The organism is Microbacterium sp. LWS13-1.2, from assembly GCF_040144835.1.
Taxonomy (GTDB): domain Bacteria; phylum Actinomycetota; class Actinomycetes; order Actinomycetales; family Microbacteriaceae; genus Microbacterium.
The window spans coordinates 618,990-644,310 of sequence record NZ_CP151632.1; the positions used below are offsets into that span (position 1 = coordinate 618,990).

Here is a 25,321-nt window from a genome sequence, read left to right on the forward strand (position 1 = left end):
GACGGTAGGTATGGCTTCGAGCCCCCGTCACGTCGTCTCTTCGGAGGCGAACTTCCCCGCTTCGTCCGGCCGCGCCGGCTTCCCGCCGAAGCAGGGGATGTACAACCCTGCCTTCGAGAAGGACGCCTGCGGACTGGCCATGGTCGCGACGCTGCGCGGCGAGGCCGGTCACGACATCATCGATCTGGCCCTGACGGCCCTTCGCAACCTCGAGCACCGGGGCGCGATCGGCTCGGACGCCGGCACCGGCGACGGTGCGGGCATCCTCACGCAGATGCCCGACGCGTTCCTGCGCGCGGTGGCCGGCTTCGAGCTGCCGCCGGTCGGCGAGTACGCCGCGGGCATGGTGTTCCTGCCCCGCGACGCCGACGCGCGCGCGGCCCAGAAGACGGGCATCGAGCGGATCGCGGCGTCCGAGGGCATGACCGTCCTGGGCTGGCGCGAGGTGCCGACCTCCGACGATCACCTGGGCAAGCTCGCCTTCGCGGCGCGCCCGGTCTTCGAGCAGGTCTTCGTGTCGCACCCGGCCTCGGGCGACCAGCCGGCCCTGTCGGGCATCGCGCTGGACCGGCGCGCCTATCGCCTGCGCACCCGTGCGCGCACCGAACTGGACGCGTACTTCGTGTCGCTGTCGGCGCGCACGCTCGGGTACAAGGGCATGGTCACGACGCTGCAGCTGGAGCCGTTCTACCCCGACCTGCAGGACGAGCGCTTCGCGTCGGAGCTCGCCGTCGTGCACTCCCGTTACTCGACCAACACGTTCCCGTCGTGGCCCCTCGCACAGCCGCTGCGCATGCTCGCGCACAACGGCGAGATCAACACCGTCAACGGCAACCGCAACTGGATGCGCGCGCGGCAGTCCCAGCTCCAGTCCGAGTTGCTCGGCGACATCCGCCCGCTGCTGCCGATCTGCACCACCGGCGCCAGCGACTCCGCGTCGTTCGACGAGGTGCTGGAGCTCCTCACGCTGACCGGCCGCAGCCTGCCGCACGCCATCATGATGATGGTGCCGGAGGCGTACGAGAAGCAGGCCGACATCGACCCGAAGCTGCGGGCGTTCTACGAGTTCCACTCCATGCAGATGGAGCCGTGGGACGGCCCCGCCGCGCTGATCTTCACCGACGGCACGCTCGTCGGCGCCACGCTCGACCGCAACGGCCTGCGTCCCGGGCGCTGGACGGAGACGACCGACGGCCTCATCGTCATCGGCAGTGAGACCGGCGTGCTGGACTTCGAGCCCGAGCGCATCAAGCGTCGCGGGCGTCTGCGCCCCGGCCGCATGTTCCTCGTCGACACGGCGCAGCGCCGCATCATCGAGGACGATGAGATCAAGGCGCAGCTCGCCGAGCAGGAGCCGTGGCAGGAGTGGCTCGACGCCGGGCGGGTGCGCCTCGCCGAGCTCCCGGAGCGCGAGCACATCGTGCACCCGATCGCCTCGATCACGCGCCGTCAGCGCACCTTCGGCTACACCGAGGAAGAGGTCAAGATCCTCCTGACCCCGATGGGTCAGAACGGTGCCGAGCCGCTCGGCGCGATGGGCTCCGACACCCCCGTCGCCGTGCTCAGCGAGCGCCCCCGCCTGCTGTTCGACTACTTCACGCAGCAGTTCGCGCAGGTCACGAACCCGCCGCTGGACTCGATCCGCGAGGAGGTCGTCACGTCGCTGGGCCTCGGGCTCGGTCCCGAGCGCAACCTCCTCGAGTGGGGCGCCGAGCACACGCGGGTCGTGACGCTCGACTTCCCGGTGATCGACAACGACGAGCTCGCCAAGATCCAGCACATCGACACCGCCCTTCCCGGCCGGACATCGGTCACGATCCGCGGCCTGTACCGCGTCGAGGCCGGTCACAAGGGCATGAAGAAGCGCCTCGAGCAGATGTGCCAGGAGGTCGACCAGGCGATCGAGGACGGCGCGGAGTTCATCGTGCTCTCCGACCGCGACTCCAACAAGGACCTCGCGCCCATCCCGTCGCTGCTCATGCTGGCCGCCGTGCACCACCACCTCATCCGCAAGGAGACGCGCATGAAGTGCGGCCTCGTGGTCGAGGCCGGCGACGTGCGCGAGGTGCACCACGTGGCGACGCTGATCGGATACGGCGCATCCGCCGTCAACCCGTACCTCGCCATGGAGACCGTCGAGTACCTGGTGCGCGCGGGCTTCATCACCGGGATCTCGCCCGAGAAGGCCGTCAAGAACCTCATCTACGCCCTCGGCAAGGGCGTCCTGAAGATCATGTCGAAGATGGGCATCTCGACCGTGTCGTCGTACGCGGGCGCGCAGGTCTTCGAGGCCGTCGGCCTGTCGCAGGACTTCGTCGACACGTACTTCACCGGCACCGAGTCCAAGCTCGGCGGCGTCGGGCTCGACGTCGTCGCGGCGGAGAACGCTGCGCGCCACACGTACGCCTACCCCGAGGATGCGGCCGTCCGCGCGCACGAGCGCCTGTGGACCGGCGGCGAGTACCAGTGGCGGCGCGACGGCTCGCCGCACCTGTTCAACCCCGACACGGTGTTCCGGCTGCAGCACTCGACGCGCACCCGCCGGTACGACATCTTCCGCGAGTACACGAAGCTGGTGGACGACCAGGCGAGCGAGCTCAAGACGCTGCGCGGGCTGTTCGCCCTCAAGACCGAGGGCCGTACGCCGGTGCCGATCGACGAGGTCGAGTCGGTCTCGTCGATCGTCAAGCGCTTCTCGACCGGGGCCATGAGCTACGGGTCGATCTCGCGCGAGGCGCACGAGACCCTGGCGATCGCGATGAACCGCATCGGCGGCAAGTCCAACACCGGCGAGGGTGGCGAAGACACCGACCGCCTGCTCGACCCGGAGCGCCGGAGTTCCATCAAGCAGGTCGCCTCGGGTCGCTTCGGCGTCACGAGCCTGTACCTCACCCAGGCCGACGACATCCAGATCAAGCTCGCGCAGGGCGCCAAGCCCGGCGAGGGCGGGCAGCTGCCGCCGACCAAGGTGTACCCGTGGGTCGCGCGCACCCGCCACGCGACCGCGGGCGTCGGCCTGATCTCGCCGCCGCCGCACCACGACATCTACTCGATCGAAGACCTGAAGCAGCTGATCTTCGACCTGAAGCGCGCCAACCCCGGCGCGCGGGTGCACGTGAAGCTCGTGAGCCAGTCGGGCATCGGCGCGGTCGCGGCCGGCACCGCCAAGGCGCTGGCCGACGTCATCCTGGTGTCGGGCCACGACGGCGGCACCGGCGCGAGCCCGCTCAACTCGCTCAAGCACGCCGGGACCCCGTGGGAGCTCGGGCTCGCCGAGACGCAGCAGACGCTCATGCTCAACGGCATGCGCGACCGTGTCGTCGTGCAGGTCGACGGCCAGCTCAAGACCGGCCGCGACGTCATCATCGGCGCCCTGCTCGGCGCCGAGGAGTTCGGCTTCGCGACGGCGCCCCTCGTGGTGTCGGGCTGCATCATGATGCGGGTCTGCCACCTCGACACCTGTCCCGTGGGCGTCGCGACGCAGAATCCGGTCCTGCGCCAGCGCTTCAACGGCAAGCCCGAGTTCGTCGTGAACTTCATGGAGTTCATCGCCGAAGAGGTGCGGGAGTACCTCGCCGAGCTCGGCTTCCGCTCGCTCGACGAGGCGATCGGTCGCAGCGACCTGCTCGACGTCAACGGCGCGGTCAACCACTGGAAGGCGAACGGCCTCGACCTCGCCCCGGTGCTCGAGGGCCCCGTCTTCGCCGAGGACGAGCCGCGCCGCAACACCACCGCGCAGCTGCACGAGCTCGATGAGCACTTCGACGTCGCGCTCATTGAGCGCGCTCAGGACGTCATCGCGAACGGCGGCGAGGTGACCATCGACCTGCCGATCCGCAACACCGAGCGCGCCGTCGGCACGCTCCTCGGTCACCACGTGACGAAGGAGCGCGGCGAGAACGGCCTCCGGTCGGGCAGCATCGTCGTGAACCTCACCGGGTCGGCGGGCCAGTCGTTCGGCGCATTCATGCCCTCGGGCATCACGCTGCGTCTCGAGGGCGACTCCAACGACTACGTCGGCAAGGGCCTCTCGGGCGGTCAGATCGTCGTGCGGCCGCCGCGCGGCGCCACCTTCGACGCGTCGAAGAACGTCATCGCGGGCAACGTGATCGGCTACGGCGCGACCCTGGGCACGATGTTCCTGCGCGGTGTGGTGGGCGAGCGCTTCTTCGTCCGCAACTCCGGTGCCACCGCGGTCGTGGAGGGCGTCGGAGACCACGCCCTCGAGTACATGACCGGCGGCCTCGCCGTCATCCTCGGCGCGACCGGACGCAACCTGGGCGCGGGGATGTCGGGTGGCACCGCCTACGTGTACCGGCTCGACAGCAAGCTCGTCAACCGCGAGGCGCTCGCCTCGGGCGAGCTGGAGCTCGGCGAACTCGGCTCGGGAGACGCGGAGATCCTCCGCGACCTGCTCGAGCAGCACGTCGCCGAGACCGAATCGACTCTCGCGCAGGCTCTCCTCGACGACTTCGAGGCCGAGCTGGCGAACTTCGTCAGGGTCATGCCGCGCGACTACGCCGCGGTGCTCGAGACCCGTCAGGCGGCCGTCGCGGAGGGTCTCGACCCCGACGGCGACGTCGTCTGGAACCGCATTCTGGAGGTGACGGGTGGCTGACCCGAAAGGCTTTCTCAAGGTCACCGAGCGCGAGCTGCCCTCGCGGCGGCCGGTGCCGGTGCGCATCATGGACTGGAAAGAGGTCTATGAGCCGGGCGACGGTGCGGTGCTCCGGCGCCAGGCCGGGCGCTGCATGGACTGCGGCGTGCCGTTCTGCCACAAGGGCTGCCCGCTCGGCAACCTGATCCCGGAGTGGAACGACCTCACGTGGCGCGGCGAAGGCCGTGCCGCCAGCGAGCGTCTGCACGCGACGAACAACTTCCCGGAGTTCACGGGACGCCTGTGCCCGGCGCCCTGCGAGAGCTCGTGCGTCCTGGGCATCAACCAGCCGGCCGTGACGATCAAGCAGGTCGAGGTGTCGATCGCCGACGAGGCGTTCGCGAACGGCTGGATCGAGCCCGAGCCGCCGGGGCGCCTGACCGGCAAGACGGTCGCGGTCGTCGGATCCGGTCCCGCCGGACTCGCCGCCGCGCAGCAGCTCACCCGCGCCGGTCACACCGTGGCCGTGTTCGAGCGCGACGACCGCATCGGCGGACTCCTGCGCTACGGCATCCCGGACTTCAAGATGGAGAAGAAGCACCTCGAGTCGCGTCTTCGCCAGATGCAGGACGAGGGCACGCGGTTCCGCGCCGGTGTCGAGATCGGCCGCGACATCTCGTGGGCCGACCTCCGTGCCCGCTACGACGCGGTCGTCATCGCGACCGGCTCGACGGTGCCGCGCGAGCTGGCCATCCCCGGGCGTGACCTCGCCGGCGTGCACTTCGCCATGGAGTACCTCGTCGAGTCGAACAAGGCCGTCGCCGGCGATGCCGTGCCGAACCAGATCACGGCCGAGGGCAAACACGTCGTCGTGATCGGCGGCGGTGACACGGGCGCCGACTGCATCGGCACGGCCCACCGTCACGGCGCGCTGAGCGTGACGAACCTCGCGATCGGCCGCCGCCCTCCCGGCGAGCGTCCCGAGCACCAGCCGTGGCCGATGGACCCCCTCGTGTTCGAGATGCAGTCGGCTCACGAAGAGGGCGGCGAGCGCACCTACCTCGCCTCGACCGTCGAGTTCCTCGCGAACGGCGCGGGCGAGGTGCGCGCCCTGCGCGTGGCCGAGACCGAGTTCGTCGACGGCCGCCGCGTGCCCAAGAGCGGCACCGAGCGCGAGATCCCCGCCGACCTGGTGCTCATCGCGATGGGCTTCACCGGTCCCGAGCGCGCGCTCCTCGAGGAGCAGCTCGGCGCCCGCTTCACCGAGCGGGGCAACGTGCGCCGCGAGGACGACTACCAGACGACCGCCCCGGGCGTGTTCGTGGCCGGCGACGCCGGCCGCGGGCAGTCGCTCATCGTGTGGGCGATCGCCGAGGGACGTGCCGCCGCAGCCAGCGTCGACCGCTTCCTGATGGGGGAGACGGAGCTGCCTGCTCCGGTCCGCCCGACCGATGTCGCCATCGGCTTGCAGCCCGCGTAGGCTTGCCGAGGCACTCGCCACCTTCAACCCACCCGGAGATACCACGGATGAGACGCGCCAAGATCGTCGCCACCCTTGGGCCCGCCACGTCGACATATGAGATGGTCCGCGCGATCATCGATGCCGGCGTCGACGTCGCCCGCTTCAATCTGAGCCACGGGGACTACTCGGTCCACGACAACAACTTCGCCAACGTGCGCAAGGCCGCCGACGACGCGGGGCGAGCGGTCGCGATCCTCGTCGACCTGCAGGGTCCGAAGATCCGCCTCGGCAAGTTCGAGAACGGACCGCACGAGCTCGCGGTCGGCGACATCTTCAAGATCACCACCGACGACATCCTGGGCACCAAGGAGATCGTCAGCACCACGTTCAAGGGCCTCCCGAACGACGTCAAGCCGGGCGACTTCCTCCTGATCGACGACGGCAAGGTGCGCGTCGAGGTCGTCGAGACTGACGACACCGTCGTCACCACCAAGGTGATCGTCGCCGGCCCGGTCTCCAACAACAAGGGCATCAACCTCCCCGGCGTCGCCGTGAACGTGCCGGCGCTGTCCGAGAAGGACGAAGCCGACCTCCGCTGGGGCCTGCGCGCCGGCGCCGACCTCATCGCGCTGTCGTTCGTCCGCGACGCGAAGGACGTCCAGCGCGTCCACGTCATCATGGCCGAGGAGGGACGACACGTCCCGGTCATCGCCAAGATCGAGAAGCCCCAGGCGGTCGACAATCTCGAGGAGATCATCGACGCGTTCGACGGCATCATGGTCGCCCGTGGCGACCTGGGCGTCGAGCTGCCGCTCGAGGCCGTCCCGATCGTGCAGAAGCGCGCGGTGGAGCTCTGCCGCCGCATGGCGAAGCCCGTCATCGTCGCGACGCAGATGCTCGAGTCGATGATCGAGAACCCGGTCCCGACCCGCGCCGAGACGAGTGACGTGGCCAACGCCGTGCTCGACGGCGCGGACGCGGTCATGCTCTCGGGCGAGACCAGCGTCGGCAAGTACCCGGTCGGCGTCGTCGAGACCATGGCGCGCATCGTCGACTCCACCGAGGAGCACGGCCTGGACCGCATCCTGCCGCTCACGACGAAGCCGCGCACCCAGGGCGGCGCCATCACGCTGGCCGCGATGGAGGTCGCGGAGTTCGTCGACGCGAAGTTCCTCTGCATCTTCACCGAGTCGGGCGACACCGCCCGTCGCATGTCGCGGCTGCGCCCGCGCATCCCGATGATCGGCTTCGCACCCGAGCCGGCGATCCGTCGTCGCATGGCGATCACGTGGGGCGTGCAGTCGACGCTCGTCGAGCATGTCGCGCACACCGACCTGATGTTCATCCAGGTCGACGACTACCTGCTGTCGAACGACCTCGCGAAGGTCGGCGACAAGGTCGTCGTGATCTCGGGATCGCCTCCCGGGATCATCGGCTCCACGAACGACATCCGCATCCACAAGGTGGGCGATGCGGTGCACGGCAAGGCGCCGATCTACAAGACACGGGACTGACACCTCCCTCCACCGGACGGCTGCGACCACTACTGTGGTCGCAGCCGTCCCGGCATTTCTTCGAGAAAGGTGGCGCCGATGTTCTTCGGTGACTTCTGGTGGTTCCTGCTGTGGAGCTTCTACTTCATCGCCTACCTGTACGTGGTGATCGTGATCATCACGGACCTGTTCCGCGACGAGAACCTCAACGGCTGGCTCAAGGCGCTGTGGATCATCGCCCTCGTGTTCGTGCCGTTCCTCACGGCGATCGTCTACATCATCGCCCGCGGCAAGGGGATGGCCGCCCGTGCCCAGGCCGCCCGCGGGGGAGTCGTGCCCGAGTCCGACGACTACCACCCGGCCGCATCGTCGAGCCCGGCGGAGGACATCGCGAAAGCGAAGGCCCTCCTCGACGCCGGCACGATCTCTCAGGGCGAGTTCGACGCCCTCAAGAGCAAGGCGCTCGGCCACCAGTACTTCGGCGCGTAAGCCCGCAACGCCAGCAGAGCGGATGCCTCAGGTCGAGGCATCCGCTCTGCTGTGTGTGCGGCGGGTACAGGCTCAGCTGATCTTCTTGCGATAGATCGACATCGAGATCACGTAGCCGACGACCAGGATGCCGACCAGCCACGCCATCGCGACCCAGATGTCGCTGCCGACGGGCTCACCCGCGAACAGTGCGCGCATCGTGTCGACGATCGAGGTCACCGGCTGGTTCTCGGCGAACCACTGCACAGGTCCCGGCATGCTCTCGGTCGGGACGAAGGCGGAGCTGATGAACGGGAGGAAGATGAGCGGATACGAGAACGCACTCGCGCCGTCCACCGTCTTCGCCGACAGTCCCGCGATCACCGCGAGCCACGTGAGCGCCACCGTGAACAGGACGAGCATGCCGATGACCCCCAGCCAGGCGCCGAAGCCGGCGCCCGTGCGGAAGCCCATGAGCAGCGCCACGCCGATCACGACGGCCAGGGAGACCATGATCGACACGAGCGAGGTCAGCACATGCGCCCAGAGCACTCCCGACCGTGCGATGGGCAGCGACTGGAAGCGCTCGAAGATCCCGCCCTGCATGTCGAGGAACAGCCGGTACGCCGTGTACGCGATGCCGGAGGCGATCGTGATGAGCAGGATGCCGGGCAGCATGTAGTCGATGTACGACCCCGTGGTGAGGGTGCCCGTGTCGATCGCCCCGCCGAAGACGTAGACGAACAGCAGCATCAGGGCGATCGGGGTGACCGCGGTGGTGATGATGGTGTCGGGGCTGCGCAGGATGTGCCGCAGCGACCGGCTGGTCAGAACCGCGGTGTCGCGGATGGTGTGAGCGGTCATCGTCCTTCCTTCCGTGTCGTGGGAGCGCCGGCCTCGGCGTCTCCGGGTTCTGCGGGCTCTTCCTCGCCGGTCAGCGCGAAGTACACGTCCTCGAGGCTCGGCTGCTTCTCGACGTACTCGACCTTCGCGGGCGGCAGCAGCTTCTTGAGCTCCTGCAGGGTGCCGTTGACGATGATGCGCCCCTTGTGGAGGATCGCGATGCGGTCGGCGAGCTGCTCGGCCTCGTCCAGATACTGCGTCGTCAGCAGCACGGTCGTGCCGCCGCGGGTGAGCTCCTTGACGGCGTCCCACACTTCGATGCGCGCCGCCGGGTCGAGGCCGGTCGTCGGCTCGTCCAGGAAGATCACCGGCGGGTTGCCGATGAGGCTCATCGCGATGTCGAGCCGGCGGCGCATGCCACCGGAGTAGGTCGACGCCCTGCGGGAGCCGGCCTCGGTGAGCGAGAAACGGGCGAGGAGCCCGTCGGCGATCCCGCCGGGGTCGGGGAGGTGCCGCAGCTGGGCGATGAGCACCAGGTTCTCGCGTCCGGTCAGGACCTCGTCGACAGCGGCGAACTGGCCGGTGAGGCTGATGGTCTCACGCACCTTCTGCGCCTGGGCGACGACGTCGAACCCCGCGACGGCTGCCGTGCCGGCATCCGCCTTGAGAAGCGTCGCCAGGATCCGCACGACCGTGGTCTTGCCGGCGCCGTTCGATCCGAGGAGCGCGAAGATGCTTCCGCGCGCCACCTCGAAGTCGACGCCGCGCAGCACGTGCAGGTCCTTGTACGATCTCTCGAGCCCCTGGACCTTGATGGCGGTGTCGGTAGTCATTTCCCTTCTCCCTTCTCTGCCTCGTCGATCGCCTTGTTCAGGCGAGCGCGCTCCTTGTCGATCCACTGCTTGCCGGAGTACGCGGCGGTGAAGTCCTCGGCGAATGTCGAGGGCTCGTCGCCGACGATGTCGCGCACGGGCGTGCCGTCTGCTGCGGCGCGCTCCCAGAGATCCGCCGAGTCGCTGAGCATCTGCATCATCGTGTCGCCGTCGGTCATCCCGCCGGAGTACATGAAGTACCGATCCAGCGCCTTGGCGGCTGCGCGGTAGGGCTCGGGGAGAGCCTCGATGCGCGCCTTGTACTGCCGGTACTGCTTCTTCTGCTCGAGCGAGCCGGTGACGATCTCGTACCACTTGGCGGCCATGATCAGTTCTCTTCCTTCAGGTTGTGGGGTTCGTTGTCTGCGTTCTGGTGGTGGAGCTGTTCGATGCGTTCTGCGAGGAAGCTCCATGTCCTCCAGAACTCCGCGAGCTGCTCGCGGCCCTGCGTGTTGAGGGAGTACACCTTTCGCGGCGGACCCTTCTCCGAAGGGACCTTCTCGACGTCGACGAGGCCGCGCTGCTCGACCCTGACCAGCAGGGCGTACACCGTGCCTTCGGCGATGTCTGAGAAGCCCTGGTCGCGCAGCCACGAGGTGATCTCGTACCCGTAAGCGGACCGGCCGGACAGGATCGCCAGGACGATCCCCTCCAGCGTGCCCTTGAGCATCTCGGTCTCCTGCTTGCCCATCTCGCACCTCCTCAGTACTCAGTGTTGTTGACTACTGGTAGACAGTAACACTAGGTACCGGTACTTAGCAACACCGAATACCAAACTTCCTCGAAGGCGCCGCGAACGCAGAAGAGCGGATGCCTCGCGATCGAGGCATCCGCTCTGCGGGATGTTGGAGGTGCCGGTGGTGGGAGTCGAACCCACACGCCCTTGCGGGCAACCGAGTTTGAGTCGGTCGCGTCTGCCATTCCGCCACACCGGCCCGCGCGGCATGCCGCGCGTCCGCGAACGACCATACCGTAGGATTCAATGGTGACTGAGCAGGAGCAGCCCGCCGCATCGACGGCATCCACCCCCCGCCGCGTCGTGGTCGCCGAGGACGAGTCGCTCATCCGACTCGACATCGTCGAGATCCTCCGCGACAACGGCTTCGACGTGGTCGGAGAGGCAGGAGACGGTGAGACCGCGGTGGCGCTGGCCACCGAACTGCGCCCCGATCTGGTGATCATGGACGTGAAGATGCCGCAGCTCGACGGCATCTCGGCCGCTGAGAAGCTCAGCAAGAACCACATCGCCCCGGTCGTGCTGCTGACCGCCTTCAGCCAGAAGGAGCTCGTCGAGCGCGCGAGCGAGGCGGGCGCCCTCGCCTACGTCGTCAAGCCGTTCACGCCGAACGACCTGCTGCCGGCCATCGAGATCGCCCTCGCCCGCTACGAGCAGATCATCACGCTCGAGGCCGAGGTCGCCGACATGGTCGAGCGCTTCGAGACCCGCAAGCTCGTCGACCGGGCCAAGGGCCTGCTCAACGAGAAGATGGGGCTCAGCGAGCCCGAGGCCTTCCGCTGGATCCAGAAGGCCTCGATGGACCGCCGCCTCACGATGCAGGACGTCGCCAAGGCGATCATCGAGCAGCTCGCGCCCAAGAAGGGCTGACCACACACCTCTTGCAAGAGCGGATGCCTCGATCGAGGCATCCGCTCTTCTCATGTCGCCGGCGACAGCGCCTTGATGTGGTTCGTGATGCGCACGGTCGAGCAGCGGCGGCCCTGATCGTCGGTCATGACGATCTCGTGGACGGTGAGGCTGCGACCGAGGTGGATCGGCGTGCACACGCCCGTGACGTAGCCGGAGGTCGCCGAGCGCGTGTGCGTGGCGTTGATGTCGACGCCCACGGCGAGGCGTCCCGGACCGGCATGGAAGTTCGCGTGCATCGATCCGAGCGACTCGCCCAGCACCACGTAGGCGCCGCCGTGGAACAGACCGACGGGCTGCGTGTTGCCCTCGACCGGCATGCGGGCCACGGCGCGCTCGGGCGTGAACTCCAGCCATTCGAAGCCCATCTTCTCGGCGAGAGCGCCGATCCCACGGCCCAGCGCCCATTCGACTCCGTCGACCGCGGCGGGGGAGTGGTCGGGCATGGCTCACCTTCGGATCGGGTCGGCAGTGGGGCGCCGCGACGCGGAAATCGACTGTCGTCGGCCCTGACTAGGCTTGCAGGGTGACGGACTCCGCAAAGCCTACCCTTCTCGTCGTTGACGGCCATTCGCTGGCATATCGGGCGTTCTACGCACTCCCGGTCGACAACTTCTCGACGAGGGACGGGCAGCACACGAACGGGATCTACGGGTTCCTCGCGATGCTGATCAACCTGATCAAGGCCGAGAAGCCGACGCACCTCGCGGTCGCCTTCGACACGTCGCGCCAGTCCTTCCGCACCCGCGAGTACACCGAGTACAAGGCCAATCGCTCCGAGACGCCCTCCGAGTTCAAGGGCCAGATCCCGCTGCTGCAGGACTGCCTCGCGGCGATGAGCATCCGAGTGCTCCAGCAGGAGGACATCGAGGCCGACGACATCCTCGCCACGCTCGCCACGCAGGGCGTCGCCAACGGCTTCCGCGTGCTCGTGTGCTCGGGCGACCGCGACACCATCCAACTCGTCAACGACGACGTCGTCCTGCTTTACCCGAACGTGCAGGGCGTCTCGCAACTGAAGCGCTACGACCGCGACGCGGTCATCGAGCGCTACGGCGTGCCGCCCGAGATGTACCCCGACGTGGCGGCGCTCGTCGGCGAGACCAGCGACAACCTGCCGGGCGTGCCGAAGGTGGGCGAGAAGACCGCCGTGAAGTGGCTGAACCAGTTCGGCTCGCTCGACGCCCTCCTCGACGGCGCGGACGCCATCAAGGGCGTCGTCGGCGGCAATCTGCGAGACCACATCGAAGACGTCCGCCGCAACCGCCGTCTCAACCGCCTCATGACCGACGTCGAGCTGCCGCTCGGCCCCGACGACCTCGAAGTCCAGCCGATGGACGCGCAAGCGGTGCGCGACATCTTCTCGCGGCTCGAGTTCAAGACGCTGATCCCGCGCGTCGCCGAGCTCGCCGGCATCGAGCAGCAGATGGCCGCGGTCACCTCGGCCGCGGCCGAGCTCGCGCCGATCGCGACCGAGCTCGCGCCGGCAGACTTCGCCGCGTGGCTCGCGAACCGCGACGGCGAGGTCGGCGTGACCATCGCCGTCGAGGGCGGTCTGCCGGCACGCATCGGCGTGGCGACGGCGGATGCCGCGGCCGAGGCGCCGTGGAGCGCGGAACTCGCCGCCGAGCTCGAGCCCTGGCTGGGGTCCGACGCGCCGAAGGCGTTCGCCGACGCGAAGCCCCAGGTGAAGGCGCTCCGCCGCGCCGGCCTGCGAGTGGGCGGCCTGGCCTTCGATGTGATCATCGCCGGCTGGCTGCTGCGGCCGAGCTTCCCCGACAAGACGCTCGCCGATCTGGTCGACCGCTACCTCGACGAGAAGCTGCCCGAGGCCGACCCCGCACAGCTCGTGCCAGAGACCGAGGGCGCCACCACCGGCCAGTTGTCGTGGTACCTGGTGCGCGTCGTACGCGCGGTGCGGGCCGAACTGCCCGACAGCGTCGCGGCCGTGCTCACCGACATCGAACTGCCGACCCTGCACACGCTCGCCGACATGGAGCTCGCCGGCGTCGCCGTCTCGCACGAGAGGCTGTCGGCGTTCTCCGGCGAGCTCGGCGCGCGTGCGGACGCCCTCGCCCTGCAGGCGTACGCCGCCATCGGCCGCGAGGTCAACCTCGGCTCGCCGAAGCAGCTGCAGGAGGTCCTGTTCGACGAGCTGCAGCTGCCGAAGACGCGCAAGACCAAGACCGGGTACTCGACGGATGCCGCAGTCCTGGCCGACATGCAGGAGACCAACCCGCACCCGTTCCTCGATCTGCTGCTCCAGCACCGCGAGGCGACGAAGCTGCGCCAGATCATCGAGTCCCTCGACAGTGCGATCGGCGGTGACCGCACCACCGGCGCGGACGGACGCATCCACACCACGTACGTGCAGACCGGCAGCCAGACCGGCCGGCTCTCGAGCACCGACCCGAACCTCCAGAACATCCCTATCCGCACTGAGGAGAGCCGCCGCATCCGCTCCGCGTTCATGGTGGGCGAGGGGTACGAGACGCTGCTCACCGCCGACTACTCGCAGATCGAGATGCGCATCATGGCGCACCTCTCAGAGGATCCCGGCCTGATCGAGGCGTTCAACTCGGGCGAAGACACGCACCGGTTCGTGGGCTCGCGGGTGTTCGGGGTCGCTCCCGAAGACGTCACCCCGGCGATGCGCACGAAGGTGAAGGCGATGTCGTACGGCCTCGTCTACGGCCTCTCCGCGTTCGGGCTCTCGAAGCAGCTGCGCATCGAGCAGGCCGAGGCGAAGCAGCTGATGATGGAGTACTTCGCCCGCTTCGGCGCCGTACGGGACTACCTCCGCTCGTCGGTCGAGCAGGCCCGCATCGACGGCTACACCGAGACGATCTTCGGACGCCGGCGCCCGTTCCCCGATCTCGCCAGCCCCAACCGCGTGCTGCGCGAGAATGCGGAGCGCGCCGCGCTCAACGCCCCGATCCAGGGCAGCGCGGCCGACATCATGAAGATCGCACTGTTCCACATCCACGACGACTTCGCGGATGAGCAGCTGCGGTCCCGGGTGCTGCTGCAGATCCACGACGAGCTCGTGATCGAGGTGGCACCGGGGGAGTGGGATGCCGCCGAGCACATCGTCCGCACGCGCATGGGCGATGCGGCGCAGCTGTCGGTGCCGCTCGACGTGCAGATCGGCCGCGGCGACGACTGGAACGCCGCCGGCCACTGATCGGGCGGCGCGGCGCGATCCGCGATCGGACCGGGATTCTCGTTTGTCGGCATCGCGTCTCATGCCTAGGCTCGGAGCCATGACAGACGAAACCCGCACGCCCACGCAGATCGACAAGATCGCTGATGCGTGGGTCGACACCCTCGCCGAACTCGAGCCGACGCTCGCGACCTACATCGGCCGGTCCGAGTACAACGACCGATTCGGCGACTACAGCCCGGCCGGTCAGGAGCGCCTCGTGGAAGAGGGACGCAAGACGCTGGCCGCCCTCGAGGCCTCGGCCGTCGCCGACGACGTCGACGCCGTGACGAAGGACGACCTCTCGCGAGAGATCCAGCTGGAGCTCGACCTGCACGATGCGAAGTGGCATCTGCGCGACATCAACGTGATCGCCTCGCACGCGCAGAACATCCGTTCCGCGTTCGATCTCATGCCGACCGCCACCCCCGACGACTGGTCGGTGATCGCCACGCGTCTCGGCGCGGTCTCCGGTGCGATCGACGGATACATCGCCACCCTCCGCGAGGGGATCGACCAGGGCGTCGTGCCCGCGCGGCGCCAGGTGGTCGAGGTCGCCACGCAGATCGCCCGCTACACCGCCGACGGCGGATTCTTCGCGACGTTCGCGGCCGAGGCGGCTCCCGAGGAGGGTCAGCTCCCGGCATCCCTCGCCCGCGAACTGGCCGACAACGCCAACGCCGCGCGGGTCGCCTACGACGAGCTCGCGTCGTTCCTGAGCGGTGAGCTGGCACCGACGGCGGGGGAGAAGGACGCGGTCGGCCGCGAGCTTTACGCGCTGCACTCGCGCCGGTTCCTCGGAGCGACGATCGACCTCGATGAGACATACGAGTGGGGTGTCGAAGAGCTCGCCCGCATGGTCGCCGAGCAGGAGTCGATCGCCGACGAGATCAAGGCCGGCGCCACGGTCGAAGAGGCCGTCGCATTCCTCGAAGAGGACGCGAGCCGCAAGCTCTACGGCACGGACGCGCTGCAGAAGTGGATGCAGGAGACCAGCGATCGCGCGATCGCCGAGCTCGGCAAGACCCACTTCGACATCGCCGAGCCGATCCGCAGCCTCGAGTGCATGATCGCGCCGACGAAGGAAGGCGGGATCTACTACACCGGCCCGACCGACGACTTCTCGCGCCCCGGCCGCATGTGGTGGTCGGTGCCGGAGGGCGTCGAGGAGTTCGACACGTGGCGCGAGCTCACGACGGTGTACCACGAGGGCGTCCCGGGACACCACCTGCAGATCGCGCAGGCCGTGTACAACCGCGCGCAGCTGAACACCTACCGCCGCCTCCTCGCCGGGACCTCGGGGCACGCCGAAGGCTGGGCCCTGTACGCGGAGCGGCTCATGGAGCAGCTGGGCTATCTCTCCGATCCCGCAGACCGGCTCGGCATGCTCGACGGCCAGCGCATGCGCGCGGCCCGCGTCGTGCTCGACATCGGCGTGCACCTCGAGAAGCAGCGCCCCGACGGTCAGGGACCGTGGGACGCCGACTTCGCGCTCGAGTTCATGCTGCGCAACGTCAACATGCCCGATGAGTTCGTCCGGTTCGAGGTGAACCGCTACCTCGGCTGGCCGGGTCAGGCGCCGTCCTACAAGGTCGGCCAGCGCATCTGGGAGCAGCTGCGCGACGAGGTCGCCGAGCGCGAGGGCGCCGACTTCTCCATCAAGCAGTTCCACAAGCGCGCGCTGGATCTCGGCGGAGTAGGACTCGACACGCTGCGCATGGCGCTCTCGCGCTGAGTCCGCGTCCCGGTCGTTGAGCGAGCTTGCGAGTCGAAACGCAGAGACGATTCGCCCCAGACCCGGCGCAGCCCGTCGGCCTGATGCGTTTCGTCTCGGTCGCTGTGGCGCTCCCTCGCTCAACGACCGGAACCGGCGGCGCCCAGCAGTCGCAGCACCTCACGGTCGCTCGTCTGACCGAAGTGGTCGTAGTATTCGCCCACGGCCCAGAAGTCGGATTCGCGGTGGGGGCACACGAAATCGTCGACGGCGTCCGCCGGTGCGATGAAACGCTCGGGCGCGACGGGGACGGCGAGCACGACCCGGTCCGGATGGCGAGCCCGCACCGCCCGGCAGGCGGCGACGGCGCTCGCGCCCGTCGCCACGCCGTCGTCCACCACGAGGGCGGTCCGCCCCGTCAGGTCCACGACGCGAGACCCATAGACATCCGTCCGCCGCGCCAGCTCGTCGCGCTCTGCCGCCTCGACCCGCTCCAGATCCGTCTGTGACATGCCGGCCCAGCGCAGGGCGTCGGGCGTGACGATCCGTACACCTTCGGCGATCGCTCCGACGGCGAACTCCTCGTGCCCGGCCGCTCCGAGCTTGCGCACGACGACGGCATCCAGCTCCAGTCCCAGCGCTTCGGCGACCGCCGCGGCGACGACGACGCCCCCGCGAGGGATGCCCAGGACCACAGCATCCGTTCCTCGCCACTCCACGAGCGCAATGGCGAGCTCTCGTCCGGCGGCGCGGCGATCCGCGAAGAGGGCCATGCCCACCACGCTACGCTCGCCGCGGCCGTGCGTGTCGGGGAATGCCGTAGCCGCGTCGCAGGTTCATGCAAGCGAATAGAAGGAGAGGGCCATGACTTCCATCGACCCCGCGAGCCTCGAGCTCGGACTCGACACCTTCGGCGACGTCACGCGCGACGTCTCCGGCGAGATGATCAGCGGCGCGCAGACGATCCGCAACGTCGTCGAGCAGGCCGTCCTGGCCGATCGCGTCGGCCTGTCTTTCTTCGGGGTGGGGGAGCACCACCGCCGCGAGTTCGCCGTCTCCAGCCCCGAGATCGTGCTGGCCGCCGCAGCCGCGCGCACCGAGCGGATCCATCTCGGCACAGCCGTCACCGTGCTCTCGAGCGACGACCCGGTGCGCGTGTTCGAACGGTTCTCGACGCTCGATGCGGTGTCGAACGGCCGAGCCGAGGTCATCCTCGGGCGGGGATCGTTCATCGAGTCGTTCCCGCTGTTCGGCTACGACCTGCGCGACTACGAGGCGCTCTTCGACGAGAAGCTCGACCTCTTCTCGCAGCTGCTGACCGAGAAGCCCGTCACGTGGAGCGGCACTTTGCGCGCTTCGCTGGACGCCGCGGATGTGTTCCCCAAGACGGAGAGCGGACTGCGCGCGTGGGTCGGTGTCGGTGGCACGCCCGAGTCGGCCGTCCGCGCCGCCCGGTACGGATACGGACTCATGCTCGCCATCATCGGCGGTCCCGCCGCTCGCTTCCGGCCGTTCGCCGACCTCTATCGCCGGTCGCTCGACACCTTCGACCAGCCGCAGCTTCCGGTCGGGGTGCACTCACCGGGCCACATCGCCGAGACCGACCAGCAGGCGTGGGACGAGGCATACGAGGGTTTCGAGGCGATGAACAATTCGATCGGCCGCGAGCGCGGCTGGCCGACCTATAACCGCCTTCGCTTCCAGCACGACGTCGGCCCCGAGGGCGCGCTGTACGTCGGCTCACCGGAGACGGTCGCCCGCAAGATCGCCGACACCGTGCAGACGCTGGGCGCGTCGCGCTTCGACATGAAGTTCTCGACGGGAACGCTGTCGCACGAGAAGATGCTTCGCTCGATCGAGCTGTTCGGCACCGAGGTCGCACCGCGCGTCCGCGACATGCTGTCGTAGCGCCCACTCGGGCTCCGGCATCCGTAGCATGACGCTATGACGGATGCCGGAACCCGCACGTCGACGCTCTCGGAGCGGCTCGACCGACTGCCGTTCACCCGCGTGCACCTGCGCGTGCTCACCGGTTCGGGGATCGGCTGGGCGCTGGACGCGATGGACGTCGGCCTCATCTCGTTCGTGATCGCCGCACTCGCCGCGCAGTGGAACCTGGTTCCGAGCGAGACGGCGTGGATCGCGTCGATCGGCTTCGTCGGCATGGCCATCGGGGCGAGTGTCGGCGGTCTCCTCGCAGACCGCTTCGGGCGACGACAGGTGTTCGCGCTGACGCTTCTCGTCTACGGCGTCGCGACGGGCGCGAGTGCGCTGGTCGGCGGTCTCGCGGCGCTCCTGGTGCTTCGCTTCCTCGTCGGGCTGGGCCTCGGCGCCGAGCTGCCGGTCGCGAGCACCTACGTCAGCGAGTTCGCCCCCGCCCGAATGCGCGGCCGGCTCATCGTGATCCTCGAGGCGTTCTGGGCGGTCGGCTGGACGCTCGCGGCACTCATCGGCTACTTCGTGATCCCGGCGTCCGAGAACGGGTGGCGCTGGGCGTTCGCGCTCGGGGCGATCCCGGCGGTGTACGCGCTCATCGTGCGCTGGGGGCTGCCCGAATCGGCGCGCTGGCTGGAGCGTCGTGGCCGCTTCGCCGAGGCCGAGTCCGTGGTCCGGACGTTCGAGGTGGCGGCGGGCTCCTCCGCGGCGGCAGCGCCGGCACGCGCCGATGTGCCCCCCGCGGCGGCGACCTCCCTTCGACAGCGCCTGGGCGCGCTGTGGGCCCGCGAGTTCCGCGTGCGCACCGCGTGCCTGTGGCTCGTCTGGTTCTGCGTCAACTTCTCGTACTACGGCGCCTTCATCTGGATCCCCTCGATCCTGGTGGCGCAGGGGTACGACCTCGTGCGCTCGTTCGGCTTCACCCTGGTGATCACGCTCGCTCAGCTGCCGGGGTACGCGGTGGCCGCCTGGCTGATCGAGGTGTGGGGGCGGCGGCTCACGCTCTCGGTGTTCCTCGTCGGCTCGGCGGTGTCGGCCGTCTTCTTCGGCACCGCCGCGGGGCCGGGGGCGATCATCGCGGCGGGTATGGCGCTGTCGTTCTTCAATCTCGGCGCCTGGGGCGCGCTGTACGCCGTGACACCGGAGATGTACCCCACCTCGCTGCGGGCGACCGGCACGGGATTTGCTGCGGGTGTCGGACGCATCGCGTCCATCGTCGCGCCGCTCGTCGTGCCGCCGCTGCTGCTCGCCGGCGGTGCCCCCGTGCTCTTCGTCGTGTTCGCCGTCTTCTTCGCCATCGCGGCCGCAGCCGCGTGGGGACTCGTCGATCGTCGCGGCGTCGCGCTCGACGACCGGTGACCGTGGCCGGACGCTCGCTCGGCCGGCCGTAGGCTGGAGCCCGTGGCATCCGTTCGATACGTCGCAATCGGCGACTCCTTCACCGAAGGTGTGGGCGACGAGCTCCCCGACGGGCACGTGCGCGGCTGGGCCGACCTTGTGGCACAGGGCTGGGCCGACGCCGCAGGCGAGCCGATCGAATACGCCAACCTGGCGATCCGGGGCAAGCTCGTGTGGCCGATCGTCGAGCAGCAGCTGGAACCGGCGCTCGCCCTGAAGCCGACCCACCTGTCGTTCAACGGCGGTGGCAACGACATGCTGCGGCCACGGACGAGCATCGCGCACGTCCTCGCCGCGTTCGAGACGGTGGTCCGCCGGTGCGATGAGGAGGGCGTGCACCTCATCGTCCTGTCGGGCGCGAATCCCACGGGGCAACTGCCGCTGCGGCGGGTCATCCAGCGGCGCGGCGACCTGCTGTCTCACGCCGTCGAGAAGCGCCTCGCATCGCGCACCGACGTCGTTCAGGCGTACAACTGGTTCGACGAGGAGCTCGCGACTCCGCCGTACTGGTCGGAGGATCGCCTGCACATGAACGCGCGTGGCCATCATCGCGTCGCCGCCCGCGTCCTGGACGCGCTGGGCGTGGAGCCCGTCCCGCGGGAATGGTGGTCGCTGCCACCGTTGCCACCCCGGGGCACCCGTGGCGCGGCGTACTATCGCGAGCACGTCGGCCCCTGGGTGCGCCGTCGCCTGACCGGCACGTCGTCGGGCGATGGCCGCGAGGCGAAGTTCGGGCAGTGGACCGAGTTCGCACCCCGCGCGCACTGACCGACAACGCGACTCACCAGTGCGGCGGGCTCTGCGCAGCGCCCCTTGCTCAGGCCGCCTTGCCGGTCACCGCGTAGGTCAGCTCGGCGAAGGCACCGGCCTGGCGCACCGACGTCAATTCGAGGCGGTCCGGGCGCAGGTTGCGGGGAAACAGCGGCTTGCCCGAAGACAGGGTCGCCGGCGCGACGGAGACCCGGATCTCGTCGAGCAGGCCCGCGTCGGCGAACTGGCCGGCGAGATCGCCGCCGCCCACGACCCAGACATCAAGCTCACCCGCCGCCTCGCGGATCGCCGGCCAGACGTCGCGGACCTCTCCGGAGGCGAAACGGATGTCGACGCCCGGCACCACCGGCTGCTCCTTGCGGGAGAACACCCATGTCGGCCGGCTGCCGTAGTACGACGGCCATTTCTCGGGGTGTGCCACGAGGTCCTCGTGCTCCAGCACCCAGCGGTAGGTCGACGAGCCCTGCACGAGCACACCGATGCCCGAGAGGAAGCGCTGGAAGCCGTCATCACCGCCTTCGCCGCCCGGTGCGGCGAAGAGCCACTCGAGCGAGTCCTGATCGTCGGCGAGGAAGCCGTTGAGCGTAGTGGCGGTGTAGAAGATCACTCGGGGCATGCCGTCACCGTACTCGCCACCTCGGACAGATTGTTGACACGTATTCAACCGTTCGGTATTGTACTGATTAGTTGAACAAGGAGGCGAGATGACGGACGCACTGAGCCTGACGTTCTCGGCGCTTGCCGATCCGACGCGGCGGGCGATCCTCGCCCGGCTGAGCGAAGGCGAGGCCACGGTGGGGGAGCTCGCCGCACCGTTCGACATGACTTTCGCCGCCGTGTCGAAGCACCTGCGTGTGCTGGAGGGAGCGGGGCTGGTCACGCGGGGCCGCAACGCCCAGTACCGGCCGGCTCGGCTCGACGCACGTCCGCTGGCGGCGGCATCCGATTGGATCGGCGGCTACGCGCAGTTCTGGGAAGACAGCCTGGGCGCCCTCGATCACTATCTCAACGCCCTGCAGCAGCTGGGCACCCGTACCGACACTCCGACAGGCGGCGACGCCGCACCCACCGAGAAGGAGAACGACCATGACTGAGTACTTCACCGTCACGCGCACACTGCAGGCGCCGCGCGAGCTCGTGTTCGAGACGCTGACGAAGCCCGAGCACTTCGCCGTATGGTTCGGCACGGCGGCCGTCGAGGTGCCGCAGGACACTTTGACGATGGACGTGCGCCCGGGCGGCGCCTTCCGTGCGGTCATGCTGCTGCCGGACGGCAACCGGATCGACTGGGCGGGGGAGTACCAGGTGGTCGAACCGCCCTCGCACCTGGCGATGACGCTCACCGACCAGCCGGGCGACGACGCCGGACTGCCCGTGCTGTTCGACCTGGAAGAGACAGGCGACGGCACCGTGCTGACCATCCGTCAGGACCGCAGCGACTTCTCGGACGAGCAGGTCGCTGCCACCATCGCCGGCTACAACGCGTTCATCGACGACATCGAGGACGTGCTGGCGCAGCTCCAGAGCGTCTGAGGCCACAGCGCCCGGATCAGAGTGCGCCCGGACGGCGCAGTGCGCTCATCGCGAGCGCGCTGCCCGCCCGGGCGCACTCGCATGCGTCGGCGCCGCCGAGCGCCGCTACGATGTAGCCTGCCGCGAAGGCGTCCCCGGCTCCGGTCGAGTCCAGCACGTCATCGGCTCGCTCGACGGCCACAGCGTGCGACTGCCCGTCCACGCGGACGAGCACCGGTTGGGCGCCGCGCTTCACCACGTACACACCCTCCGGCTCGACACCGAGTTCGGCCGTCAGGCGTGCCTCATCCTCGTTGGCGAAGACGACATCGGGGCGGACCTGCGCGAGGATGCCCTGCAGCTCCGCGCTGCCGAGATCCCGCAGCGTCGCCACGCTCGACAGATCGAGACTGACACGGGCGCCATCGGCAGCGGCGCGCGTCGCGGCATCCGTCACCGCGTCTCGAGAGCGTGGCGATGCGAAGCCGTACAGCGGCAGATGAACCCACTCGGCGCCGGCCGTCCACGCGGGATCGACCGGGCCGAGCTCCGCCGCCGCACCGCGGTCGGTGATCATCGTGCGCTCGCCGGCGGCATCGACGAGAACGACGATCGAGCCGGTGCGGCCCCCGCGCTGCACCTTGACGTCGATGTCCGCGGCCACGAGCTCGCCGACGAGCGCGTGCCCGAGCGTGTCGTCTCCCACGCAGCCGATGAAGCGCGACGGATGCCGCGGCGCCGCGGCAGCGGCGACGTTGGCGGCGCTGCCTCCTCGCGTGAGGCGCACCTCGGCAGGATTGTCGGTGCCGCGCTCGAGCGCCGCCCCGCCCAGCACGATCAGGTCGGCGACGAGGTCGCCGATCACCACGATCATCTGGTGGTGTCCGCGAGGGCCAGTGCGATGCGCGCACCGAGACCCACGTTGCCTCGGTACACCTCCACGTTGACGTCGAGGCTGCGACCACCGGTCTCGCGCTGGAGGAAGTCGAGCAGGAACGGCGTCGTGTCGTGGCCGGAGACGCCGCTCGCATTCGCGGCGGAGAGCGCGCGCGCGAGCACATCGTCGTGCAGGGCCGGATCCAGCTGGCGCTCGGCGGCGACGGGGTTGGCGACGAGCAGCGTGGACGAGATGCCGAGGCCGTCGCGCACACGCGCGATGGCCGCGATCTCGGCGGGGGAGTCGACCGAGTACTCGATGTCGTGCCCCGAGTCGGCGATGTAGAAGCCGGGATAGTCGGTGGTGCGGTAGCCGACGACGGCGAGGTTGAGCGTCTCGAGCCGCTCGAGTGTGAGCGGGATGTCGAGGATCGACTTGACGCCTGCGCTGACGACCACGAGCGGCAGGCCCGCCAGGGTCAGCAGATCCGCGGACTCGTCGAAGGTCTGCGGGGCACCGCGGTGGACGCCGCCGAGGCCCCCCGTCGCGAAGACGCGCAGACCGGCGCGCGCCGCGAGGTATCCGGTCGCTGCAACCGTGGTGCCGGCGCTCAGCCCCTTCACGGCGACGACGGGGATGTCGCGGACGCTCGCCTTGACCACGTCGTCCGCGGTCGAGAGCTGCTCGATCTCGTCGGGGGACAGCCCCACGGTGGGGCGGCCGTCCACCACCCCGATGGTCGCCGGCACGACGCCGAACGCGCGCACACGCGCTTCCGCTTCGAGGGCGACGTCCAGGTTCCGCGGGCGGGGAAGCCCGTGCGTGAAGATCGTGGACTCGAGCGCGAGAACCGGCTCACCGGCCGCGATAGCCTCCCGGACCTCTGCGGCGATGAAGAGGGGAGCGGACACGGGCATCCTTTCGATCCGGACCAGCTGCGGACCCGGACAAGGTCACAGTACCGATCTGACGCCGCGACTCGCCGAGACGTTCTGTTCGACATCGCGCCGGAAGCGGTCAGCGCCGACGACGCGGCGCGCGGGGCGGCACCAGCCCGAGCCGGATACGGGTGCGCTTGCGCTCGATCACGATGAACGTGCCGCCGAGGAGCCACAGCGGCACCTGCATCAGGAAGGCGATCCGGAAGGCGTCGAGGTTATAGGTCGCCGGCGTGCCGGCGCCCTGCAGGTCGAGCGCGAGGCCGATGAGCAGGATCGCCAGCAGTGCGGCGAGGAAGCCGCCCGCGTTCGTCACACCTGTGGCGGTGCTGAGGCGATGCGATGGGTTGTGGGTGCGCGCGTGGTCGAACGCGATCATGGAGGCGGGTCCGCCGGTCGCCAACGCGACCGCCAAGGCGAGCAGCAGCCAGAGCGGCGCCGGTCCCGGATACGCGATCACCGCGAGCCAGGCGACGGCCTGCACGGCCACCGTCGGCAGCACGAGGGCGCGCGAGCGCAGGTGCGGCACTCGGCGCGAGATCTCACCCATGATCGGTCCCAGCGCCATGCCCACCACGACGTACAGCGACATGATCGAGGCGGCCTCTGCCGTCGTGCGCCCTTCGCCCGCGGTGAGGAACGGCATGCCCCACAGCAGCACGAACGCGGTGCCGGCGAACGGAGTCGTGAAGTGCGACCAGAACGCGAGTCGCGTGCCCGGGTGAGCCCAGGCGGCACGGATGCCGACCCCGGTGTCGACGGACGATGTCACGACCCGTATCGCACCGGTGTCGGTGTCGACCGACACGTCCTCGTCGCGGTCGGGTGGGTGATTGCGGATGAGGAGGAACACGAGGATCGCGAACAGCACGCCGAGACCGGCGATGCTGCCGAACGTGATCGTCCACGACGTGGCGTGCAGCAGCGCGGCGAGGGGGATCAGCGCGACCAGCTGGCCGGACTGCCCGACGATGCCGGTGAGCTGCACCATGATGGGTCCTCGCTGGGCGGGGAACCAGGTGGCGATGAGACGCAGCACGCCAGGGAAGATCGCGGCGTCGCCGGCGCCCAGCAGCATGCGCGCCAGGATCGCGACCCCGACGCTGGGGGAGATGGCCATGGTGAGCTGGCCCACCGCCATCAGCAGCATCCCCACCGTCATTATCGGGCGCGCGCCATAACGGTCCAGCAGCACCCCGATGGGGATCTGCATGCCGCCGTAGACCGCCAGCTGCACGACAGCGAACAGTGACAGGGTGGCCGCGTCGGCGTCGAAGCGGGCGGCCGCGTCGACGCCGACCGCGCTCAGTGACGAGCGGTTGGTGATCGCGAGGACGTACGCGGCGACCCCGACCGTCCAGATCGCCCAGGCTCGCAGTCCCGGCCCCGTCGCTCGGGGACGGGACAGACTGTGCACCATTCCACAGTAGTCACCGCCGTGGATGCCGCGATCGAGACCGAGCGGCTCGGACAGCGCACGCGGAACCGCTGTCACACCAGGGGACGCATCCGTCGTCTGTCAACCCCCTCTTCCGTCACGCGCCGATGCGCCAGCGTGGGGGGTGGGACAACGCGTCCCGAGCTAGGGGAGGGC

At 69.3% G+C, this 25,321-nt stretch carries 22 protein-coding genes and 1 tRNA gene; 12 read left to right on the forward strand and 11 right to left on the reverse strand.

Features of this window, described 5'->3' with window-relative positions; genetic code table 11:
• Window positions 1–97: 97 nt before the first annotated feature.
• The 4 genes from gltB to MRBLWS13_RS03005 all read left to right on the forward strand — a co-directional run bounded on the left by gltB (window position 98) and on the right by MRBLWS13_RS03005 (window position 8,041).
• Window positions 98–4,618, forward strand: a complete 4,521-nt coding sequence (gene gltB / locus MRBLWS13_RS02990) for a glutamate synthase large subunit (protein WP_349428969.1) — start codon at window positions 98–100, stop codon at window positions 4,616–4,618.
• On the forward strand, window positions 4,611–6,077 hold the full coding sequence (locus MRBLWS13_RS02995) for a glutamate synthase subunit beta (RefSeq protein WP_349427578.1): 1,467 nt from the start codon (window positions 4,611–4,613) through the stop codon (window positions 6,075–6,077). The genes gltB and MRBLWS13_RS02995 overlap by 8 nt, the downstream gene beginning before the upstream one ends.
• Before the next feature lie 47 nt (window positions 6,078–6,124).
• Entirely contained in the window at window positions 6,125–7,573 is a 1,449-nt protein-coding gene (pyk, locus tag MRBLWS13_RS03000) for a pyruvate kinase (RefSeq protein ID WP_308867311.1), read from the forward strand.
• 78 nt (window positions 7,574–7,651) lie between these two features.
• The gene (locus MRBLWS13_RS03005; protein WP_349427579.1) at window positions 7,652–8,041 is read left to right on the forward strand and encodes an SHOCT domain-containing protein; all 390 of its coding nucleotides are present in this window, start codon (window positions 7,652–7,654) and stop codon (window positions 8,039–8,041) included.
• 72 nt (window positions 8,042–8,113) lie between these two features.
• Here MRBLWS13_RS03005 and MRBLWS13_RS03010 read toward each other — a convergent pair whose 3' ends face one another.
• From MRBLWS13_RS03010 to MRBLWS13_RS03030, 5 genes are all read right to left on the reverse strand, one after another.
• Window positions 8,114–8,884, reverse strand: a complete 771-nt coding sequence (locus MRBLWS13_RS03010) for an ABC transporter permease (protein WP_349427580.1) — start codon at window positions 8,882–8,884, stop codon at window positions 8,114–8,116.
• Window positions 8,881–9,696, reverse strand: coding sequence for an ATP-binding cassette domain-containing protein (locus MRBLWS13_RS03015; protein WP_349427581.1), 816 nt, complete (start codon window positions 9,694–9,696; stop codon window positions 8,881–8,883). Before MRBLWS13_RS03015 ends, MRBLWS13_RS03010 begins: the two co-directional genes overlap by 4 nt.
• Window positions 9,693–10,061 carry a DUF1048 domain-containing protein gene (locus MRBLWS13_RS03020; RefSeq protein ID WP_349427582.1) on the reverse strand — a complete coding sequence of 123 codons (369 nt, stop codon included), beginning with the start codon at window positions 10,059–10,061 and terminating at the stop codon, window positions 9,693–9,695. Before MRBLWS13_RS03020 ends, MRBLWS13_RS03015 begins: the two co-directional genes overlap by 4 nt.
• Window positions 10,062–10,063: 2 nt before the next feature.
• On the reverse strand, window positions 10,064–10,426 hold the full coding sequence (locus MRBLWS13_RS03025) for a PadR family transcriptional regulator (RefSeq protein ID WP_349427583.1): 363 nt from the start codon (window positions 10,424–10,426) through the stop codon (window positions 10,064–10,066).
• Window positions 10,427–10,587: 161 nt separating this feature from the next.
• Window positions 10,588–10,670 (reverse strand) — tRNA-Leu (locus MRBLWS13_RS03030).
• A gap of 47 nt (window positions 10,671–10,717) precedes the next feature.
• Here MRBLWS13_RS03030 and MRBLWS13_RS03035 point away from each other — a divergent pair.
• A complete protein-coding gene (locus MRBLWS13_RS03035; RefSeq protein ID WP_349427584.1) occupies window positions 10,718–11,341 on the forward strand; it encodes a response regulator in 624 nt (207 codons plus the stop codon).
• Window positions 11,342–11,391: 50 nt separating this feature from the next.
• Here the strand turns inward: MRBLWS13_RS03035 and MRBLWS13_RS03040 are convergent, their stop codons facing one another.
• Window positions 11,392–11,826 carry a hotdog fold thioesterase gene (locus tag MRBLWS13_RS03040; protein ID WP_349427585.1) on the reverse strand — a complete coding sequence of 145 codons (435 nt, stop codon included), beginning with the start codon at window positions 11,824–11,826 and terminating at the stop codon, window positions 11,392–11,394.
• Window positions 11,827–11,906: 80 nt separating this feature from the next.
• On the opposite strand from MRBLWS13_RS03040, the gene polA reads away from it, so the two are divergent.
• Together polA and MRBLWS13_RS03050 are read left to right on the forward strand one after the other, a co-directional pair.
• Window positions 11,907–14,564, forward strand: a complete 2,658-nt coding sequence (polA, locus tag MRBLWS13_RS03045) for a DNA polymerase I (protein WP_349427586.1) — start codon at window positions 11,907–11,909, stop codon at window positions 14,562–14,564.
• Window positions 14,565–14,643: 79 nt separating this feature from the next.
• Complete coding sequence (locus tag MRBLWS13_RS03050; RefSeq protein WP_349427587.1) at window positions 14,644–16,317, forward strand: DUF885 domain-containing protein; 1,674 nt, start codon at window positions 14,644–14,646, stop codon at window positions 16,315–16,317.
• 119 nt (window positions 16,318–16,436) lie between these two features.
• Here the strand turns inward: MRBLWS13_RS03050 and MRBLWS13_RS03055 are convergent, their stop codons facing one another.
• Window positions 16,437–17,069, reverse strand: coding sequence for a phosphoribosyltransferase family protein (locus tag MRBLWS13_RS03055; protein ID WP_349427588.1), 633 nt, complete (start codon window positions 17,067–17,069; stop codon window positions 16,437–16,439).
• Between the two features lie 91 nt (window positions 17,070–17,160).
• Between MRBLWS13_RS03055 and MRBLWS13_RS03060 the strand changes: the two genes are divergently transcribed.
• Genes MRBLWS13_RS03060 through MRBLWS13_RS03070 form a run of 3 tightly spaced genes read left to right on the forward strand, consistent with a single transcriptional unit; the run spans window position 17,161 to window position 20,397 of the window.
• Window positions 17,161–18,204, forward strand: coding sequence for an LLM class flavin-dependent oxidoreductase (locus MRBLWS13_RS03060; protein WP_349427589.1), 1,044 nt, complete (start codon window positions 17,161–17,163; stop codon window positions 18,202–18,204).
• Window positions 18,205–18,240: 36 nt separating this feature from the next.
• Window positions 18,241–19,590, forward strand: coding sequence for an MFS transporter (locus MRBLWS13_RS03065; RefSeq protein WP_349427590.1), 1,350 nt, complete (start codon window positions 18,241–18,243; stop codon window positions 19,588–19,590).
• Between the two features lie 42 nt (window positions 19,591–19,632).
• Window positions 19,633–20,397 carry an SGNH/GDSL hydrolase family protein gene (locus MRBLWS13_RS03070; protein WP_349427591.1) on the forward strand — a complete coding sequence of 255 codons (765 nt, stop codon included), beginning with the start codon at window positions 19,633–19,635 and terminating at the stop codon, window positions 20,395–20,397.
• 49 nt (window positions 20,398–20,446) lie between these two features.
• Here the strand turns inward: MRBLWS13_RS03070 and MRBLWS13_RS03075 are convergent, their stop codons facing one another.
• Window positions 20,447–21,016 carry a dihydrofolate reductase family protein gene (locus MRBLWS13_RS03075; protein ID WP_349427592.1) on the reverse strand — a complete coding sequence of 190 codons (570 nt, stop codon included), beginning with the start codon at window positions 21,014–21,016 and terminating at the stop codon, window positions 20,447–20,449.
• Window positions 21,017–21,104: 88 nt separating this feature from the next.
• On the opposite strand from MRBLWS13_RS03075, the gene MRBLWS13_RS03080 reads away from it, so the two are divergent.
• Both MRBLWS13_RS03080 and MRBLWS13_RS03085 read left to right on the forward strand, forming a co-directional pair.
• Window positions 21,105–21,494, forward strand: a complete 390-nt coding sequence (locus MRBLWS13_RS03080; protein ID WP_331905966.1) for a metalloregulator ArsR/SmtB family transcription factor — start codon at window positions 21,105–21,107, stop codon at window positions 21,492–21,494.
• Window positions 21,487–21,933: an SRPBCC domain-containing protein gene (locus tag MRBLWS13_RS03085; RefSeq protein ID WP_349427593.1), complete on the forward strand. Its 447-nt coding sequence runs from the start codon at window positions 21,487–21,489 to the stop codon at window positions 21,931–21,933. The genes MRBLWS13_RS03080 and MRBLWS13_RS03085 overlap by 8 nt, the downstream gene beginning before the upstream one ends.
• Before the next feature lie 16 nt (window positions 21,934–21,949).
• Here the strand turns inward: MRBLWS13_RS03085 and MRBLWS13_RS03090 are convergent, their stop codons facing one another.
• The 3 genes from MRBLWS13_RS03090 to MRBLWS13_RS03100 all read right to left on the reverse strand — a co-directional run bounded on the left by MRBLWS13_RS03090 (window position 21,950) and on the right by MRBLWS13_RS03100 (window position 25,144).
• A complete protein-coding gene (locus MRBLWS13_RS03090) occupies window positions 21,950–22,786 on the reverse strand; it encodes a PfkB family carbohydrate kinase (protein ID WP_349427594.1) in 837 nt (278 codons plus the stop codon).
• Window positions 22,783–23,706, reverse strand: coding sequence for a pseudouridine-5'-phosphate glycosidase (locus tag MRBLWS13_RS03095; protein WP_349427595.1), 924 nt, complete (start codon window positions 23,704–23,706; stop codon window positions 22,783–22,785). The genes MRBLWS13_RS03090 and MRBLWS13_RS03095 overlap by 4 nt, the downstream gene beginning before the upstream one ends.
• 100 nt (window positions 23,707–23,806) lie before the next feature.
• Complete coding sequence (locus MRBLWS13_RS03100; RefSeq protein ID WP_349427596.1) at window positions 23,807–25,144, reverse strand: MFS transporter; 1,338 nt, start codon at window positions 25,142–25,144, stop codon at window positions 23,807–23,809.
• Between the last annotated feature and the right edge of the window lie 177 nt (window positions 25,145–25,321).